The organism is Candidatus Phytoplasma luffae (genome assembly GCF_018024475.1).
Taxonomy (GTDB): domain Bacteria; phylum Bacillota_I; class Bacilli_A; order Acholeplasmatales; family Acholeplasmataceae; genus Phytoplasma; species Phytoplasma luffae.
The window spans coordinates 154769-173641 of sequence record NZ_CP054393.1; the positions used below are offsets into that span (position 1 = coordinate 154769).

The window sequence follows — 18873 nt, forward strand, 5'->3', positions numbered from 1 at the left end:
TTTACTCCTTAAAAATCTTCTATTTGGTAAGGTAAAACATAACCTACTTCTTGAAAAGTTTGAGTTGTCATTTTAAAATGATAGACTAAAGTTTTTTTAGTTCCGCTGCGATTTTTTTTAATATTTACTTCAATTATTTTTTGATTATCATTGTCATCAGCTTCTAAATATAGTTGATTTAAGGTTGAAGTATAGATATTTAGGGGTTTGGTGGTATTTTTTTTAATATTTGGGTTAAATTCAGACATAATTAATACTATGTCGGAATTGGTTTCAATTCCGCCAGAGCCTTTTAGTGCGGTGATTTCTGGGGATTTTCCGTTATAATTAGAATAAGTATCTCTTGAAAATTGAGATAAAATGATAATGACAATTTTTAATTCGATGGCGATTTCTTTAATTTTGGTCATGATTTCATCAATGGCTAAACGGTCATTATCCATTTTATTACTCGCTTTTGTGATTTGAAGGTGATCAATGACTACAATTTCTATTTTGGATTCTAAATGAAGACGATACAATAAATCAACAATATAATTAATATTTTTTTCTTGGTCATAACTAAAAGATAAGTTGATATTAGTAAAAAATTGTTTTGCTTGTATCATCTTTTTCGTATAGTGTTGTTGTGTGATATTATCAAAATTTTTATCTAAAATAACATCTAAAGGAATTTGAGTTTGATTAGATAATAAACGATTTAGGTTTTCTTCTGAAGTCATTTCAAAAGAAAAAACCAACATATAAGGATAATGTTGGTTTTCTTGGTATTTAGTTTTGGCTAAATCTAAAAGAAGATTATAGATAAAAGATGTTTTACCTAAACCAGTATAGCCTCCAATGGTGATGATTTGACCTTTTTTGAACCCTTTAGTGGCTTGGTTTAATCCTTTGAAAGTGTCTGATAAACGATAATATTCTTCTTGGATTTTTTGTTTGGAAATGTTGTCGGTTTCAAAGACTTCGGGATAAAGTTTTGTCATTTGGTTCAAGGTTAATAAAGTTTTATCTTTTTTGTTTGGGATAAGATTAATAAAATTTCTTAATTTATCAAAGATTTCTTGGTAGTATAAATGCTTATGATAAAGATCTTGATTATCAAAAGAAGGGTTGATTGTTTTTATTAATTGTTGAAATAAAGTTTCTTGGGTATAAGTATGTTTTAAATTTTCTAAAAGATGTTCATTATGGATATTATTATTGTTTAAAAACATCAAAGATTCATTATTAAAATTTTCTTGAGGATAATGAGTTTGAAGATAAGTTAGTAATTCTTTAATAATTGTCTCTTTGGTTTTGATTTTATCCCAAGGATGAGTTGATTTTTTTTCTAAATATAAATATTTTAAAGCGTTATATATTTTTTGGTGATTGGATTTGGTTAAATATTTAGGGTTGATTATTTGACAATAAAGTTTTAATTTGTTCCACTCCCCTTTTTCGATGTAATTAATAATTTGAATTAAGGCTTGGTGTTCGTTAGTTAACATTTTTATTTAACTCCTTCTTTTTAATTAAATTAATATTGGGAAAAGTGATGAATTCATTCATTAGTAAGGTTTTTAAGAAGAGATTAGCATTATCAGAAAATAAATTAATTACTTTATTAATTGACTGTACTTTACCGTTTTTAATTTTATTATTGAGTTTTTGAGTTTCAACTTCATCGTTTGTTAATAAATAATATTCAAAACGAGTGTCTAGTTTTTTTAGTTGTTGTGCTTCAATGATGGCTTGTTTGTATCGTTCACGAAGGCAAGTTTTGAAATTGAAGGCGATAATGCGTTTGGTTTGTGTGAATAAAACCAAGTCGAATTTGATGTCGGGGATGAAAAATAAATATGATTTAGGATATAAACATTTAATTCCTTTATGGTTTAAATAAAGCAAAATCAGGTATTCGTTAATTTTTCCGCGAATTGATTTTTGGGATTGGGAACAAAAGTTGTTGGTTTCGAAATAATGATTTAATTGAATGTGATTACTTTTCATATATTTATCAATAGTAAGATTCAAAGTTGCTTTGTTGAAAATAAGCTTTATGATTTGAACTGATTTTGAGTTGGTATTTAATTGGTTGATATTAATAAATTCTTGGTTAGTTAACATTTTTAAATTCCTTTCTAAATAAAAAAGACCCTTTTTGAGGGTCTTTGGTTTGTTTTAATAGATTTTTTTAGTACGCCAAGTAATAATTCCATCTTTATGAATTGTTTTGATTTTGCCGTTGCGAAAATAGATATATAAATTACCGTTTTGACATTTTTTCTTTATGATTTTTTTCATTTTATATCTCTTATTAATTTCATAATTTTAGTAACATTTGATTGAAGGGAATCAATACCATTTAGAATTAATTGTTTATTGTTTTGATAATGAGTTAAATAATGATAATAACCTTTATGGACAGTTTGGTGATAAGTTAAGGATTTTTGTTCGATAATATCTAATTGATGGTTTTTTTGGGTTTGTTTTCTTTCTTTACCAATAAGAGGATTAATATCTAGATAAATTAATAAATGAGGTTTAATAAATAATTTTTTATGAGTGATATCAAAAATTTCTTTTAAATCGAAACAAGATTTTGTTTGTTTAAGATAAGGAAATAATTGGTAGGCATATGTTGATGGTAACCAACGGTCTAAGATTATGAGTTGATTTTGTTTTAAATGAGGATAGATGAGTTCTTTTTGGATTTGAGCCATATTAGTGATGCTAAGATAAAAACGAGTAATGTAATCAACTTGGTTATAATTTAAAAATAAATTTCTTATTTCTGTTCCAATAGAACTACTTCCTAAACCTTGATAAATTTTATTATTTATTTTTTGTTTTTTTAGTTTTTGTTGTAATTCTTGAATTAAAGTTGTTTTGCCGCTACCATCTAGTCCTTCAAAAACTATAAGTTTCATTTTTTTCTCCTTTAATTGGGTTTTAGATAATAAAAAAAGACTCTACAAGAGAGTCTTTTAAATTGTTATTTAAAGCTTAATTCAATTCTTTTGGGTGGGGGAGTGGTGTTATAAAAATTATAAAAAATATTAGAATTACCAACACAATTATGACCATTAACAATCCAATCATCAGAGAAAAAACCTGGGACATATTGATACCAACATGTATTTCCATTTTCATCATAAATAATTCTCGATGTTTTTCCAAATTTATTTCTTATTTCTTGAGCTGAATAAGAACATCCATATTGAATGTAACATTGCTTTAACCAATTTATATAAGCATTACGATATTGTTCGGCGAGTTTAATTTGGAGTGTATCATTACAAACTACAAAATAAATACAATCATCAGTTTCTAAAAATTGGGATATTCTTTTAATTTGAAAAGGAATATCTATTTTTTTATAAGAAGGAGAAGTTATTTCAATATCCCAATTTCGCTTTTCTGTTTCTTCTTTATATTCACTTTCTTTTATTAAAGGAGGGAAAGTATAAAGGTTGTTTTCTCTTTTCCAATCTCGGATAGTTTGATAAGGGTCTAAAGAGTCAGGGAGTTCAATAATTTTTTTTCTTTTTTGAACATTAAGGAAGAAAAGATAGATGTTTTTGGCACCATTTGAGAGTTTTGTTAAGTCTTCGATAGTATATGATTGAGATTTAATAATATCTTCTTTTATTTGATTGATGCTTTCATTAATTTCATTAATGCTTTCTTGATAGACAGTTTTGAAATGTGTATCTTCACATGAATTTTGTTTTATTATAACTTCTTGTAGAAATTCTTGTTTCCATTCTAATCGGTTTCTTAGAGATTGTATATTTCGATTTTCAGATAATAACCTTATGCCGTCATCAAAATAAATGGCATCAATTTCAAATTCAAATAAAAATTTTCCAAAAGGTAAAGGCAATACTAATCCAGTATGAGGTGTTGCGTTATAACAACCTAGTTTAATTAGTTTTGGTTCTTTAATGATGTTGTTTTTGATTAAATAATTATTAATTGCTTCTTCTTTGTTTTGGTCAGCAAACATTTCAATTATTATTAATTCTATATTTACATTTTCTTCTTGAGGTTTTTGTTTTGCGTCCCAAAAGACAAAGGCTTCTTCGATGGCTATTCCGTAATCAAGGAGTTCTTCTAAGGTGAATTCATCATCTTCATCAGGATATTTGATATTAAAAGGGTTATGTCTTGGTTTGAAATAAGCCCCAATTAAACCTGAAGGAGGGTTTTTGAGTTTAGCGTCGAAGAAAGTGTAATCATAAGGATTGTAGGAGGGAGTTGAAATATCATAAAGATAAGCTTTGATATTAAAATATTTTAAGATATCAGGGATGCTTTCTTTAGATAAAACAGGAATGTCATATCTTTTCATTTTGGGTTGAGTGGCTAACCATTCTTGTTGAAGGGTTTGGTAGTCAGATAGTTTTATTTTTGATTTAGATTGATGATGAAAATAAGGATGAGCGGAGATAGAAGGACAACAAATTAAAAATAATAATAAATAAATAATGATGAAATATTTAGATAAAGGGAATTTTGATTGATTTTGACATAATTGGTTACCTCCTTTTTTTGGTGTTATGTTTGTCTTGCCGTTATGTGAGTTTGTTAAATAAAAAAGACTCTCTATCGAGAGTCTTAATTAATTATTTTTTGGAGCTATCAGGTTGTTGGGAAGAAGAACCTTCTTCTTTGTTAGTTGGTTTATTTTTGGCTTCTTCTTTAGCCATTTGTTTTAATAAATCTACTGTTTTTGAGTTTGATAATATTTGAATAATTATATTTCTTTCTTCATTAGAACAATTTTCAAGCGTATTATATAAATCAAAATAATTTTTAATATCTTGTTTTTCTATTTCTTTTAATGATGAAATATCTTTTTTAGGACTACCATAAATTTGATTATTAGTAATTAAGAATAATCCTAAACAAATAAATAAAATTGAAGTAAATATAGATAATTGTTTTTTTGATTTAACCATTATTAATAACTCCTTTTATTTTTTATCCCTCGGCCGAGGTAATGTCATAGAGTTCGTTTAATCCAGAAATAATTGAATCTTTATATTGTTTTTCACCTTCTTTATATCGTTCTTCTAAATCTTTTTTTAATCCTTCGGCACGAGTTAACATATTTTGATACATTTTTTGGTCTGCTTCTAATATCCCAATTTGAACTTCTATTTCTTCTATTTCACCAACTATTTTTATTTCTTCATCTTGTAGTTTGTCGATTTCAGCTTCTAATATTCTTTTATTTTCTTCTCTTTTTTTTCTAACTTCTTCGGGTTGATTAGGTAAATATTTAAATTGTCCCCGAACTTCTTTTTTTTGATTAATTATTTTATTTTTATCGGCTTGATCTTGTTCTAGTTTTTGTTGTTGTGGTTTTAAAGCTTCTATTTGAGGTTGAAGAGAATTTAATTGTGCTTGGTATTCATCGCATTCAGTTTGTTTTTCATCAACGCCTGTTTTTTCTTTTTTTAATAAATTCAATGATAATTGCCAACTATTTTTTAGTTTATTGATTTGGGTTTTTTCTCGCTCTGATAAATCAGATGGTAATAATGAATAATTAGTAGGTTCTGAGAGAACATAAGATTTGATTTGGTCTAAACGTTTTTGAGTGGTTTGGAATTTAGATTGAATACTATTAATTTTATTTGTTAGTTTTTTTAATTTTTCTTCAATATCTGATAAACTGTTTTCTACTCTATTTTTACTAGAATTTATGATATCTTGACTCAATTGGTGGGCTAAATCAAAAAGATATGAATGCAAATCATGTTCTTTTAACGTTTCAATTGTATCCATGATGCTATTTATATCATTTGAAATTTCTTTTTGAAATTGATCGTTAGATAAATCTGTTATTCCTCCATAAAAGTTAATAAAAAATTGAGAAGAATTAATAAGTTTGGTTTTTAGTTGTTTTTCTAATAAATTTATTTGATTTTCAAAATGTTGAATTTTTTCAATAGATTGATTTATTTCATTTTGAACATTTTTATCAGCATTTTCAAAATTATACAACTGAATATTTTCTTCTTGTTTAACATCGTTGATGCCTTGATAAAAACCAATTATAATCGCTATTCCAAAAAGAGATGTGATAACAATAGTTACTAAATGTTTTTGAAAAAAATTATTATTCATAAATTTCATTTCCTTTCTGATAATAGTGATTATTATCAAATATTGAAATATGAATATATCACTATTATATAATTTTATGAATAAAATGTTTAAGGAAAATTATTTTTTATTTGGTATCATAACCATTTCAGGGATTTTACCAACTCGTCTAGCTTGAAGGCGTTGTTGAGCACGAGCGTAACTCGGATTTTTTTGTTTTAATTGTTCTTTTAAAATTTTCAAATTTTCTTCTTTTGTTTCTAAATTTTCTTCTAATTTGGTTTCTTCTCTATATAATTTGCGAGTGCCAGAAGCTTTTTCTTGTTTTTTTATTAATTCATTGATGATGATTTCATATTCATCAATGATATTACGTCTTCTTTCTTTAATATTTTTATCCAACTCTGAAGATTCATCAACTTCTTTTTTTAAATTATCTTGACTTTGGCGAGTTTTATAATCAGCTTTTTTCTTTTTGTAATCTTTGTAGTCAGCGTCAAGTTTGGCTAAATCACGGTCGATGTCTTGATTATACATTTTTAAAGCTTCTTCGGTAATCATTTTTGGATGTTCATTGTTTTCGTTAATTGTTTCCATAAACATGTGATATAAACGGTGGCCTTCGTGAAGAACTAAAGTAGCTTTTGACATACCTTGAGCGAACTTACGTGTAAAAGTAACTGCTTTGCCCATAATTTTCATACCATATTTAGCTGGGAATAAGTCAGTGATTTTATCAAAGGCTTTAAAACCCCATTTAACCATATTCCCCGCTGATGCTTCATGTTCTTTTTCATAAGTTATCATGCGGTTATACATTTCGCGATATTTTAATTTTAATTCTTGATATACTGTTTTTTCGAGTTCGATTTCTGAAAGTTTTTTATCAATCGCATCAATTTCTTTTTGGATTTCGGCATGACGTACTTCGACGGTTTGGATTCGGTTAAATATTGATTTTTCGGAATCTGATAAAAATTGATAGCTTTCTTCTAAATCTTTTTTTAATCCTTCGGCACGAGTTAACATATTTTGATACATTTTTTGGTCTGCTTCTAATATCCCAATTTGAACTTCTATTTCTTCTATTTCACCAACTATTTCCAAAATTTCATCTTGGAGTTTATCGATTTCCGCTTGTAATCTAATTTTATCATCAGGAGAAGCTAATTTTTCTTCTTCTTGTTTTTGTTTAATTTCTTTTTCTTTGGCATCTTTATCTTTTTCTAACTGAGTTAGCTTGCCTTTTAAGATAGTGATGTTACCTGTTGTGTTTTTTAATTGTTCTTTTATTTCTTTAATTTTTGTTTCATTTTGTTCTAACAATTCATGGATTTGTTCTTTTTGTTTTTGGGAGGATTCTTGGGCATTGTAAAGTTCTTTTAATTCATCTTCACATTTTTTTAATTCACTTTCCCAATTAGTTTTTAATCCTTTGTAATTATTTATTGTATTTTCGTATTTATCGATGGCTTTGTCGATTTTATTGACTAATTGCCCTGCATATTTAGATGATGGTTCTGTTTTATGAAAGAAACATAAATAAATGAAACTTAAAATACCAATTATAATTAAAAAATAAGTTAAATAGCCTTTCCATGATGTTGTTGATTGTTGAGTGGGTGAAAGTTTTCTTTTAAAGAAAACAAATAGACCAAAGATGGTAGTGGCTATTAAAAAACAGGTGAAATAAGATTTAAATGATAAAAATCCTTTGATTAAGTCAAATGGTGTTAACATATATTATTCATCTCCTTTTTGGTTTTTTTCTATTTGGTCTAATATATTTATATTAGGAGAAATTATCATTTTATATGCTTGTTTTAAATCTTCTTTGTTGATTTCATTTCTTCTAGTTTCACCTTGACCTCTGTTTTTCGCAAAGATTGTTACTGTTGTTTTTAAGAGGTTTTCCAAAGTACGATTGGCTTGTTTGAATTGATGGTTTGGCGGTAATATTTCTAAAGCTTCGTTAATGACTTCATATAAGTATTGTTTGGCTTCTTCACTATAAGGGTTTTTACGTTTGTTGATTAAAAATTCTAGGAATTGTTTTCTTTCTTCTTTGTTGCCTGGTTTGACTTCGATATTGTAAGTGAATCTTGATTTGATGGCATCATCGATTTGGTTAATGTGGTTTGTAGCTCCAATGATGAAAATAGGTTTTTCAGGGTTGTTTTTAAAAGATGTCAATTCAGTTTTGAATTGATTCACAACATTGGCAATTTCTGAATCAGTTTCTAAAGTGCTTAAATCAGTAAAGATAGTTTCGCATTCATCTAAAAAGATGATTGCGCCATTGTTTTGGGCTGCTTCTTCGCGAGCTGTCATAAATAAATCTTTGACTAATTGAGGGGCGATACCTTTGTATTTTTGTGAGAATAAAGAGCTGCTTACTTCAAAGAAGGGTAAATTAGTTTCTTTGGCTAAGGATCTTGCGAGAGTGGTTTTTCCTGTTCCAGGGGCTCCATACATTAAAATACCTAGAGGAGATTCGATTTCTCCAATATTTTTGTAGTTTTCTTTGTTGTTGAGATAATCAATAAATCCATCTAATGCTTGTTTTTCTTCTTTGAAACCGATTAGTTGGTTGAATCCTGGGAATTTATTGTTGTTAGAAGGTTTAAATAATAATTCTTCTTGGTTATCGTTCGGGATTATTGTTTTTTCTTGTAATTCTGATGAAGAAAAAGTTTGAATTTTTTCTGGTGATGAATTATTTTTAGTTATTTGGTCTTCTAAATATTTTTTAGTTTCTTGGTTAGTTTTGTTTTGGGTTTCTAATCTTTTATGATGATTTAGGATTTGGGTTTGATTTTCGATTAAAGCTTGATGGTGGATCCAAACTTGAATTCCTAAAAATAAAATGATAGATGTTATAATGATTATTATTAAATTAGTTGGATTTAAATTTTTATTTTGATTTTTTTTAATATTCATTTTCATATTAATACCTTTCTGAAAAATAAAAAAAGACTAATACAAATTTTGTTTAGTCTTTTAATATTTTATTTTGCTAATTGAGCAATTTTGTTTTCGATAGTTTGATTTCCGCCTTCGAAAGATTTACCTTGGGAATCGACTAATTCGTAATCACAAATTAATTCTAATTGAGGGTTTTTGGAATTGATGATTTCTTTTTGTTCGATGCTAATTTGAATTTTAATAATTCCAATACCTTTGTCGTTTAATATCATTTGGGGACGTTTTGTGTCGTCATAATCATTGTTATTAACTTTGAGGCTTATGTTTAAATATTTTTCTGGGTTGTTAAAGGATTGGTTAGTGTTATATTGGGTTGATAATTTTAAATATAAGGGTATTGAAATATCTATTCCATTTGAGTTAAGGATTGCTTCGTGTTCGATAGTAATTAAGTGATTGTATTTTTTTTGGCTTAAGTTAGGAATTGAAATCGGCAAAAGTATTTGATTTTCGTTGTTGCCACCCGTTCGTTCAACAGTGAAAATAGGAAAATCATTTATTAAATTTATTTTTTCTTTTCTTTGTTTGTTAAAGTAATCGTTTAAAGCATAAATTGAGATAATTGAGAAAAATAGAACAATTACAAATGTTATGATAATTAATATTTTATTTTTATTTTGTGTTTTCATTATTTGTTTCCTCCTGAAAAAATTGTTTTAATTAAATCAATAAAATTATTGATTCCTGTTGTTAACCAAGGGATTTGGTTTTGGTAATAAATAACGTTGACATGTAAAATAAAATATAAAATGATAGTTAAATAAGTAATTATTTTTAATAAATTTAGTTTATTGATATTAGGAGTTGGGGGTGAAATGTGATGATTGAGTTTTTTTGTTTCTGGGATTGATATTTTTTGATTTGGGTTTTGGGTTTTGGTTAATTTTTTATTTGGTTTTTTAGTGATAATTATTTTTTTTGACATGTTTTTTCTCCTTTGTATTAATTATTTATTTCTTTGTTACTTTCTAAATTGTTTTTTTCTTAATAATTATTTTTGGTTTTTTTGGATTTTCATTTTTAGTTTCCTTTCTTTTTTTTATATTTTAAATTTACTTAATTTTTTTAAATAAGTTGTCTGTTGTAATTCTTGTTTATTGAGTTTTAATAATTCTAAATACTTTTTGCCGTCTGCAATCATTTGGTTAATAAAATTATTATCTTGATAAACCCTAACAACATGATAATTAGTGTCATTAAAATAAACAAAGAAATAAGCGAATTTAGATTGAGAACAATATAATTGACATTGAACTTGCGCCCAGTAATTAGAAGGGATTTTTTTATGTGAAAAGAAACCATTCCAAGTAGAGGAGATGTTGTTATTTTCATCTACATAAGGACATTTAATTTCTAATAAAGTGTTGGTTTGTTCGTTATAACCGTCAAGACTTGCAGAAAACATATCTAAAGTATCATCAGTAAAGATGGTATCAGGGAATTTTAGATTAGTTATTTTTTCAAAAAAAGTTCTCGCTAGGGGTTCGGTTTTGTTGCCGTGTTCGGTGAATTTATTGCTTGTAAATGTTGTTCCAAATATTTTGTCATGTATTAATTGTTCTAAACTTCTAAATTTGTCATTTCCTGTAATACTTCCTATTTCAGAGGCATTGATATATTTTTTGCGATGATTATACCACTCAGAAGTTCGTTGGTTTAAATTATTAATTTTCATTTAATTATTTTCACTTTCTAAATTATTTTTTTCTTTTGAATTGTTATTTGGGTTTGGAATAATTGAAGATGATTTATTGGGTTTGTTATCTTTTTTAGTTTCATCTGTTTTATTAATTTCTGGTAATGGAAAAAAATTAAAAAAGATTTTTTTGATAATAAACATTAAAGCAGTTGCGAATAGGGCGCCAACGATAAATCCAATGGCGAAATTAAGTTCATTCATTTTCATTTTCCTTTCCGTGAGGTTTGTTGTTGTTTTTTAATTTTAGTATTTTTTTTCTTGCTTTTTTCTCTTGCCAATGAGCAACTTTTACTTTTTGCACTTCTAATTGGGATTGGAGTTTTTCTTGGTTTTCATTTATTTTATCTAGTTTTTTTAATAACTGTTTTTCTAAATATTCTTGTTTGGCGTTTTGGATTTCTAAATTTTGGAGTTTTTTGTTGGGGAAAAAGAGGCCTAAAATCAAATCTTTGACGAAAATCAAAATATTTGCAATTAATTTAAAAATAGGTTTGAAACCAGAGACAATAAGAATAGTGAAAATCGTTGTTTGGATTCCGTCTATTCTTCGTTCAAGGATTTCGGTAGTGCTAAATCCTTTAGAGTAATTTAAGATAAAATTGCTAATTGTTGCAAATAATGAAAAAATAAACATAATTTATTCTCCTTATTTTAATTTAAGGTTTTTGACTTCATCTTTAATAGTTTTAGAAAGTTTAAAATTTACCACAGTTTTTGTAGGGATTTTGAGTTTTTTACCTGTTTGGGGGTTTCTTCCCACGCGGGCTTTTCTTGATTTTAAGATGAATTTGCCAATTGAAGGTGATAATACCACTTCTTCGTTGGATGTGATTGCTTTGATTAAAGCATTTTCGAACGAGTTGTAAAAATCTTGGGTTTGAGTAACCGAAGTTTTATGCATTACTGCGATAGTTTTGATTAATTCTTTTTTTGTCATTTTAGTGACTCCTTTTTAATTTTGGGTTGGGGGGTTATTATCTAAAAAGATAACATTGTTTAAAATAACTTTAGTATTGGTTTTGTTTTGGTTTTCGTTATTAGTGTATTTTTGAATAGATAATGTTCCTTCTATATATATTTTTGAACCTTTGTGTAAATATTTACTCATGTTTTCTGCTTGATTACGAAAGGCAACACAGTGGATGAATTGAACTTTATCTTTATTGTTGATAGCTAAGTTGAAATCAATTTTTGTGATTTGTTCATTATTAATATGAATGTATTGTGATTCTAGGGCGTTAGTGATGCGGCCGATTAATTGAACTTTATTTAACATTTTTTTATTTCTCCATTGGTTTTTTAGGTTTTAATTTTAGAATAGCTATTTTTTTGATGTTGATTATTGTTTGAAGTTTTAAATTTATTTTTAGCGCGATCTCTTGGTTGGTATGAGGTCGTTGATAAGTTTCGTTGATGTTGTCTAAAGTGATACCAAAACTTAAACAAATAATATTAAATCCTGTTTTACTTAATTTCTTTTTTAGTTTTTTTAACAAACATTCGTGATTTGTTTGTTTTAACCATAATTGATGAGGATTGGGGTTGCTGATTTTATAAGGTTGATATTTTTCTTCTTGAAAACTAATATTGTTTGGTTTAGTAGATTTTTGTGGGATTGAAGGAGAATAACTTTTTCTTATTAGTTCATTGATTTCAGATTTAATTGTTGGTTTTGCATAGGCGATAAAGTCATAACCTAAATCTTGGTAATTACTTAGGGCTTTCGTTAATCCTAAAACTCCTTCTTGATATAAATCTTGTTTTTGGAGCAATTTAGGATAATATTTAAATTTACCAACAATTTTATTTATTAATGGCAAATGAAGATCAATTAATTGATCTCTTATTTCTAAATTCTTTTTATTTTTTAAAAAATCTTTAAATAATTTTTTTCTTAACATTTAATCCCTTTCTAAAAACGTTTTTAGAAAAGATATGAAAATTAATTTTATTCTTAGAGAATAAAAAAAGACTAACTTAATAGTTAGCCTTAAAGAAATTTTAAAAAACAAAAAGTGTCTAAAGTTTTGGAATACCTCATATAACTACTAACTACCACGCTGATGCTAGCCACGCTAAATTAACAGATGAAGATGTTAGAAAAATTTGGAACGATTTAGTCGGTGTAGAAAAAGACGCAAACGGCAATCCAATTATGGAAAAATATAAAAATGAAACAACAGATAAAGATGGTAAGAAAATCACAGAAGAATTAAAAAGACCAATACCGAGTACCAAACTAACAAATTTCTTAATTAAACAGGTTAAAAGTTTTGTTGACAATAATTTAAGAGATTTAAAAAGCAGTCACAAAAGCGTTCTTGAATGGGACCTGGACCAATTAACCAAAAAAAATAATTCCCAAATTTCTAATTTAGACAATCAAATTAAAGCAATTTTGACCGAAAACACCAACATAGATAAAGATAGAGAAAAATTAGTAGCAAGTGTAGAAGTAAAAACAAAATCAAACGATAAATTAAGCACTGATATTAGAGCAGATTTAAAACAATATGCAAAAGAGCACACTACTCGCTCTACAAGAAGTTGACGAACATTATGACGCCATAATACAAAAATTAAGAGTTGCTAATAATTTATCAGAAATTACCAACAAAATTAAACAGTGTAACGAAAATAAAACCGCGTTACGTGAAGCTTTGTGTGAAGAATTAGAAAAAATATTTAACCTAGCGAATTGCGCCCCAGAAAAAAACAGAGGTTATAATTTTTATAAACAAGGCAACGCAGAATATGAAAAAGACAATGAAAACAAACACGAAGCAATCAAAAATTTCCAAGCAAGTAAATTAGTATTATCGTTAGACTCTGAGTTAATGGATGGCGACGCATCAACAACTTAATAAAAAAACTCATTTCCGAATAATAAAGGTATAGTACAAATTAGCTATACTTTAAAATCGAAAGGAAAACTAAAAAATGAATCCAAAAAACAATAAAATATTTATTATCTCAATCATATTAATCGTTTTCATTTCTATCACTTTCATTTTTCGAAATGAAATTAAACAATATTTCAAACCGACATCAGCGCCAACAACCCAAATAAAAAGCGAAGATAAAAACAACAATAAACCAAACAATAATAAAATTTTACCAAATTCCAACTCTATCCCAACCAACAATAAACCTCCGCAAAAAGTAACTTTTGCAGAACCACCAACACAACAAACTCCAACAAAATTGCAAGTTTATGACAAAGGAGTGGAAAAAAATCCAAATTTTGATATTGATGAAATAAAAAAACAATACCGAAACGGATGCTTTGGACGCTGGAAATTTGAAAACCCTACTTTTGTAAAAGCGCAACATTTTTATGCTTGTTGTTCTATTATAGAAGAAAAAGACGGAATTAAAAAGAATTTAATTTACAACGTGCTACAAGAAAAGATTCAAAAATATCAAGAAACTGATTTAAAAACTAATCATGTTATAAAGAATCAAACTTTTAAAGTTGAAGTAACAAACGAATGGCCTAACCTTGATATGCCAAGTACCGAACAACTTTTTGACAATGCAACTGGTAACCTTAAAGAAATAATTGCTTTTAATTCTGATGGAACAATTAAACCTTAAAAATCTAATCCCCATCCAAAACAAACAAACCAACCATCCCCAACAATTTTTTCAAATCCTCGTCCTCATTCAAGACCCTAAACTAAATAAACTAACCAAACCAAAAAAAGAAAGGAAGTGAAAAGTAAGCAACGCAGAAGAAGCATTTGTAGATGACAGTATGTTTAGTTTTGTTCCTCGCTTTCGTCTATGGCAACTCCGAAATAGAGAAAGGATGCGAAACTAAATAGACTAAACAAAACAAAATAAATTTAAAAGAAGGGGGAAGTTATGTTAACCAAACTTAAACAACTAACCAAAAAACAAAAAATTTTAATTTCTATCATTACTATAACTGCTGTAATCTTAATCATATCAATTTCAACAATTATTTTTAACAAACCAAATCACAAAAAAATTAACTCAAACTAAATCAGAATTAACTTATTCAGATTATTCAGAGTTTAAGAAAGGGAGTGAAACCAGCCAAATAAAATACGAAAACGCAATAAAACAATACGAAAAAGATTGACAAAACTGGAAAGACCAGTGTTATTTCAAACCAGGTGTAATATATAACAGTGAATATTTTTATAACAAACTTAGTATAGGCAACAAAGTTTATTCAAACGTTTCGTACATTAATAACAACGCCGCAATTGACGACCCAGTGACTGATTGGAATGTAGAAGACCGCGGAATTTATTTTTTAAAATATGATTATTTCGACGTTGGCACCGTCAGCCGTAGAACTTTAAGAAAAAAAGCTGGTCTTGGTAACGGAGGTGTTACTGTTTCGATTTGGACGCCCTTCTTTTTTAATAATGACCGTAAAACTTGGTTTGAAGGCTACGCTGACACAACTCGATCTCCAAAAAAACCGCAATTATCAGATTTCCAATAATTAAAAAATTTCATCAAGACATAATCAACTTTAAATCTTTACCAACCAACCCAACCAACAAAGACCTATTTATTTAGGTCTTTTTTTATTACCCAAACCCAAAAAAAGAAAGGAAGTAAAAACCGAATGTTTAAATTTTTAGACATCTTTAAATATATTCATTATTTTATAATAATGATTGTCGCTTTACCCACTATTTATATGGTATCAAAATTTTTAATATCATATTTCACAAACAAAAAAGCGACTACTAAACCAACAACACGAAATACTAAAACTACGAAAAAAACAAAAGCAAAATCAAGCGCTAACGCTCTAACCCATCAATTAATCCAAACATCATCAAATACGGCGGTATCATCGTTATCATAATATTAATTATAGTGGGCGCCAGTATTTTACATGCTAAATTCTTCGGCCCAGACCAAATTTCATCACCAACAGAACAAGTTATTAGCTCAATTGACAACGCTATTAAAAGATACTCGGTGTTTTCTTTTTTTAGACAGTTTTTATTTTTTTAATTTTGCAGAATTTATTTTTAATTTTGTATAATCAAGAATGTAGGTATGTTTTTGTCAAGATATTGATATTTTATTATATAAAAACTCTTTTGATAAAAAAAGATTTTCAAACTTATTAAATATCATTGTTAATCCAAAGATATAACTAAAAAATTTTTTTATTGTTTTTTTTAATTTTGTTTTTAAAATTACTAAATATATTAGAGTTTTTGATTATTTAAGTTTAAGAAAAAAATTTTTATAAAAATTATTGTAATTATTAAAAAATGAATTTAAACTTATTTGATTTTGCATTTTTTATTTTTTGCACTTATGTTTGTTGAAATTCATAATTAAATTTAATTTATTTTTAATGATTTTTTTTATTTTTTTGTTATTATTTTTTTCTAATGATAAAAAAATGTTCATAAAAAAACTTTAAATTATTTTTGTGAAAATAATTTTTAAAAACTAAAATAAATTAAAAAAAAGGCTTTATATTAAAAATGAAAAAAGAAAAAGAATTAGAAAAAATTGCCGTTTTAACTTCGGGAGGAGACGCTCCTGGAATGAACGCTGCCATTAGATCTGTTGTTTTAGAAGGTGTTAAACAAGGTTTTGAGGTTTATGGGGTAAAAGATGGTTTTTTAGGGTTGTATAATAAAGAAATACAACTTTTGGAATTTAATTCCCTTCCTCGTATCATTAATTTATCAGGAACATTTTTAGGAACTTCTCGTTTTACACCTTTTAAAGAACAATTAGATATTAGTCAACAATGCGCAAATAACTTAAAAAAAATAGGGATTAATAAATTAGTTGTTATTGGCGGAGATGGTTCTTATAAAGGCGCAATGAGATTACAAGAATTAGGGGTCAAATGTGTGGGATTACCTGCTACTATCGATAATGATATTGACTATACTGATTTTACAATTGGTTTCAGTACTGCTTTAAACAATGTTATTAATATAATTGAAAAAATACGTGACACTTCTATTTCTCATCGTAGATGTAGCATAATTGAAGTTATGGGACGTCACAAAGGAGATTTAGCTTTATATGGAGGTATAGCGACTGGTGTTGATTTAATCGTAACACGCGAACACCTTTTAGATAAACAAAAAATTTTAGATAAGATCAAAGAATTAAATAAAAAAAATAAAAGACATGTTATTGTAGTTGTTGCCGAAAATATTTTTGATATTTCTAGTTTAGCTAAAGAAGTTGAAAAATATAGCGGTTTTGAAACTAGATCTCAAGTTTTAGGATATATTCAAAGAGGCGGCACCCCAACTGCTGAAGATTTGATGTTAGCTACTCGCATGGGAAGTTTGGCTGTTAAATTATTAAAAAAAGATATTTCTAATTGCGGTGTTGGTTCACAAGGTTTAAAATTGTGTCATTTTTATTTTGAACAAATTTTTGATCAAAATAAACAACAATATGATTTATTCGATACAATATCAAATTTCATAATTGATTAGTTGCATTTCTTTAGTTATTAAAAGAAAAATTAAAATTTAATTTATAAAATAAAAATAAAAAGGATTACTGTTTTATGGTTGTTAATAGATGCAATGTTAAAAAAAATGGTGATTCTATTACAAAAAAAAATTATTTTTTTAATCCTAAAGATAATTTTCAAGGTTCTATTTTGTCAAATTTAATTTGTCTTTCTGTTCCGATTGCTATTTTTTTACTTTTTCAACATTTAGGTACTTCTATTGATTTTTTTATTATTGGTAATCCAAAAGACACAGTAGTAAATGTAGATGCGGCTATTTCCTATATGAAACAAATTATAAAAATTCTTCAAAGTATAGCAATTGCTTTAGGTTCAGCTGGAGTAGTTTTAGTAGCGCACGAATATAAAAAAGAAAATAAGGAAAAATCAAAGCAATATGCTACTTTAGCTTTTTTATTAGCTGTCATTATTTCTTTATTTTTTTTAATTATTTTCGGTTTAGGGGTTTGGATACCTGGTTTAGGTGGTTTATTTTTTCGTAAAGAATATCATGATGATGGCGGTTTGAATTATTATTATCTTACTTTAATTACCTTTATCTTTATTACCATAAATTCCGTTTTTATCTCTTTAGAACGTGTTAAAAACAAAAATCGACTTATTTTTATTCTTAATATTCTTTTGATTACTTTTAGAATTATTATTTCTTTTATATATAAATTTTCTAAAAAAGAAGGAACAGTAACAGTTATTGATTTAGCTTTGGCTAATTTATTGTCAAATTTATTAATCACTTTTATTGCTTTTTATTATATGCTTAACCCTACAAATCCTTTCCAAATTCAATTTAAAAAATTAATTTTCCCTAAAGATATCGTTCAATCTATGTTGAAATTATCAGGGACTTTAATCATTGGCAAAGCTACTTATGAAATCGGTAAGAAAGTGATTCATGATATGATTACAGGTTATTCAAAAGAATTAAAATTTATTAATGGTTTGGATTTAGTAGCTATATCAGGATTAGTAGCGGTTGTAAATGGTATTTTTTATTCAATTTCACAATCTTTCGAAGATTCTCAAACAGTAATGGTTTCACGAAGTGTTTCGCGCGAAGATAATTCGAAAACTTTTAAAATCTTTAAAAATGTTTTTGTTATTAGTTTAATTATCGGTATTATTGGTTTTTTAAGTAATTATTTTTTCGGCGAACGATTGTTATGTTTTTTAAAATCAAGTAAAGAATTTTCAGATTCATACATTAAAACCTTCAAAACAATTTTATTTTGGGAAGGAACTTCCTTATTTACTTCCATTTGGGCTTCTATAATGATGGGTTATATTTTATCTTACAATAAAAACGCTAACCTTATTTTTTGGATGAACCTTTTAAGATTAATTTTAAGAATAGTAATTTTATTTGTCTTGCATAAATATTTATCGATTGAAAAAACAGCTCTTCAATTTGGATTAAGTACTTTCGGCAGCAATATGATTGTTTTAATAGTAATAACAGTTATTTTCTTTATTTTTGTAAGAAAAAATAAATTTAAAAATTTACAATCACAATTAAAAACCACTATTAATAAAATATAAAAATAATCAAATAAAATATTTTTTTTGCCAAAAAAATTAAAAG

21 protein-coding genes and 1 pseudogene are annotated in these 18873 nt (G+C 26.8%); 6 read left to right on the plus strand and 16 right to left on the minus strand.

Annotated elements, in window-relative coordinates; all coding sequences use genetic code 11:
- Window positions 1–8: 8 nt before the first annotated feature.
- The 16 genes and pseudogenes from LFWB_RS00720 to LFWB_RS00795 form a co-directional block, all read right to left on the minus strand.
- Window positions 9–1490, minus strand: a complete 1482-nt coding sequence (locus LFWB_RS00720; RefSeq protein WP_210954508.1) for a replicative DNA helicase — start codon at window positions 1488–1490, stop codon at window positions 9–11.
- Complete coding sequence (locus tag LFWB_RS00725) at window positions 1480–2109, minus strand: hypothetical protein (protein ID WP_210954507.1); 630 nt, start codon at window positions 2107–2109, stop codon at window positions 1480–1482. Before LFWB_RS00725 ends, LFWB_RS00720 begins: the two co-directional genes overlap by 11 nt.
- Window positions 2110–2282: 173 nt before the next feature.
- Window positions 2283–2930, minus strand: a pseudogene (gene tmk, locus LFWB_RS00730) (dTMP kinase); the annotation flags it as partial.
- Between the two features lie 47 nt (window positions 2931–2977).
- Window positions 2978–4336: a hypothetical protein gene (locus LFWB_RS00735; protein ID WP_246454229.1), complete on the minus strand. Its 1359-nt coding sequence runs from the start codon at window positions 4334–4336 to the stop codon at window positions 2978–2980.
- A 274-nt stretch (window positions 4337–4610) separates the two neighbouring features.
- On the minus strand, window positions 4611–4946 hold the full coding sequence (locus tag LFWB_RS00740; RefSeq protein WP_210954785.1) for an SVM family protein: 336 nt from the start codon (window positions 4944–4946) through the stop codon (window positions 4611–4613).
- Between the two features lie 22 nt (window positions 4947–4968).
- The gene (locus LFWB_RS00745; protein WP_210954786.1) at window positions 4969–6120 is read right to left on the minus strand and encodes a hypothetical protein; all 1152 of its coding nucleotides are present in this window, start codon (window positions 6118–6120) and stop codon (window positions 4969–4971) included.
- Between the two features lie 99 nt (window positions 6121–6219).
- On the minus strand, window positions 6220–7839 hold the full coding sequence (locus LFWB_RS00750; RefSeq protein ID WP_210954787.1) for a DNA double-strand break repair protein Rad50: 1620 nt from the start codon (window positions 7837–7839) through the stop codon (window positions 6220–6222).
- Between the two features lie 3 nt (window positions 7840–7842).
- The gene (locus LFWB_RS00755) at window positions 7843–9039 is read right to left on the minus strand and encodes an AAA family ATPase (RefSeq protein ID WP_210954913.1); all 1197 of its coding nucleotides are present in this window, start codon (window positions 9037–9039) and stop codon (window positions 7843–7845) included.
- 68 nt (window positions 9040–9107) lie between these two features.
- Window positions 9108–9713 carry a hypothetical protein gene (locus LFWB_RS00760; RefSeq protein WP_210954488.1) on the minus strand — a complete coding sequence of 202 codons (606 nt, stop codon included), beginning with the start codon at window positions 9711–9713 and terminating at the stop codon, window positions 9108–9110.
- On the minus strand, window positions 9713–10009 hold the full coding sequence (locus LFWB_RS00765; RefSeq protein WP_210954487.1) for a hypothetical protein: 297 nt from the start codon (window positions 10007–10009) through the stop codon (window positions 9713–9715). Before LFWB_RS00765 ends, LFWB_RS00760 begins: the two co-directional genes overlap by 1 nt.
- Window positions 10010–10123: 114 nt before the next feature.
- On the minus strand, window positions 10124–10759 hold the full coding sequence (locus LFWB_RS00770) for a YqaJ viral recombinase family nuclease (RefSeq protein ID WP_210954501.1): 636 nt from the start codon (window positions 10757–10759) through the stop codon (window positions 10124–10126).
- A complete protein-coding gene (locus LFWB_RS00775) occupies window positions 10760–10984 on the minus strand; it encodes a hypothetical protein (protein WP_210954908.1) in 225 nt (74 codons plus the stop codon).
- Complete coding sequence (locus tag LFWB_RS00780) at window positions 10977–11417, minus strand: hypothetical protein (protein WP_210954485.1); 441 nt, start codon at window positions 11415–11417, stop codon at window positions 10977–10979. The genes LFWB_RS00775 and LFWB_RS00780 overlap by 8 nt, the downstream gene beginning before the upstream one ends.
- Window positions 11418–11429: 12 nt before the next feature.
- Window positions 11430–11720: an HU family DNA-binding protein gene (locus tag LFWB_RS00785; RefSeq protein WP_210954484.1), complete on the minus strand. Its 291-nt coding sequence runs from the start codon at window positions 11718–11720 to the stop codon at window positions 11430–11432.
- A 15-nt stretch (window positions 11721–11735) separates the two neighbouring features.
- Window positions 11736–12059, minus strand: coding sequence for a single-stranded DNA-binding protein (locus LFWB_RS00790; RefSeq protein WP_210954483.1), 324 nt, complete (start codon window positions 12057–12059; stop codon window positions 11736–11738).
- A 4-nt stretch (window positions 12060–12063) separates the two neighbouring features.
- Window positions 12064–12684 (minus strand): sigma-70 family RNA polymerase sigma factor, encoded by a 621-nt coding sequence (locus LFWB_RS00795; RefSeq protein ID WP_210954482.1) that lies wholly within the window; start codon window positions 12682–12684, stop codon window positions 12064–12066.
- 254 nt (window positions 12685–12938) lie between these two features.
- Between LFWB_RS00795 and LFWB_RS00800 the strand changes: the two genes are divergently transcribed.
- From LFWB_RS00800 to LFWB_RS00825, 6 genes are all read left to right on the plus strand, one after another.
- Entirely contained in the window at window positions 12939–13334 is a 396-nt protein-coding gene (locus tag LFWB_RS00800; protein ID WP_210954788.1) for a hypothetical protein, read from the plus strand.
- Window positions 13297–13647 (plus strand): hypothetical protein, encoded by a 351-nt coding sequence (locus LFWB_RS00805; RefSeq protein ID WP_210954789.1) that lies wholly within the window; start codon window positions 13297–13299, stop codon window positions 13645–13647. Before LFWB_RS00800 ends, LFWB_RS00805 begins: the two co-directional genes overlap by 38 nt.
- Window positions 13648–13723: 76 nt before the next feature.
- Window positions 13724–14380: a hypothetical protein gene (locus tag LFWB_RS00810; RefSeq protein ID WP_210954790.1), complete on the plus strand. Its 657-nt coding sequence runs from the start codon at window positions 13724–13726 to the stop codon at window positions 14378–14380.
- A 270-nt stretch (window positions 14381–14650) separates the two neighbouring features.
- Window positions 14651–14791 carry a hypothetical protein gene (locus LFWB_RS00815; protein WP_210954791.1) on the plus strand — a complete coding sequence of 47 codons (141 nt, stop codon included), beginning with the start codon at window positions 14651–14653 and terminating at the stop codon, window positions 14789–14791.
- A gap of 1481 nt (window positions 14792–16272) precedes the next feature.
- The gene (locus LFWB_RS00820) at window positions 16273–17253 is read left to right on the plus strand and encodes an ATP-dependent 6-phosphofructokinase (protein ID WP_210954792.1); all 981 of its coding nucleotides are present in this window, start codon (window positions 16273–16275) and stop codon (window positions 17251–17253) included.
- A 74-nt stretch (window positions 17254–17327) separates the two neighbouring features.
- Window positions 17328–18830 carry an MATE family efflux transporter gene (locus LFWB_RS00825; RefSeq protein WP_210954793.1) on the plus strand — a complete coding sequence of 501 codons (1503 nt, stop codon included), beginning with the start codon at window positions 17328–17330 and terminating at the stop codon, window positions 18828–18830.
- Window positions 18831–18873: the final 43 nt, after the last annotated feature.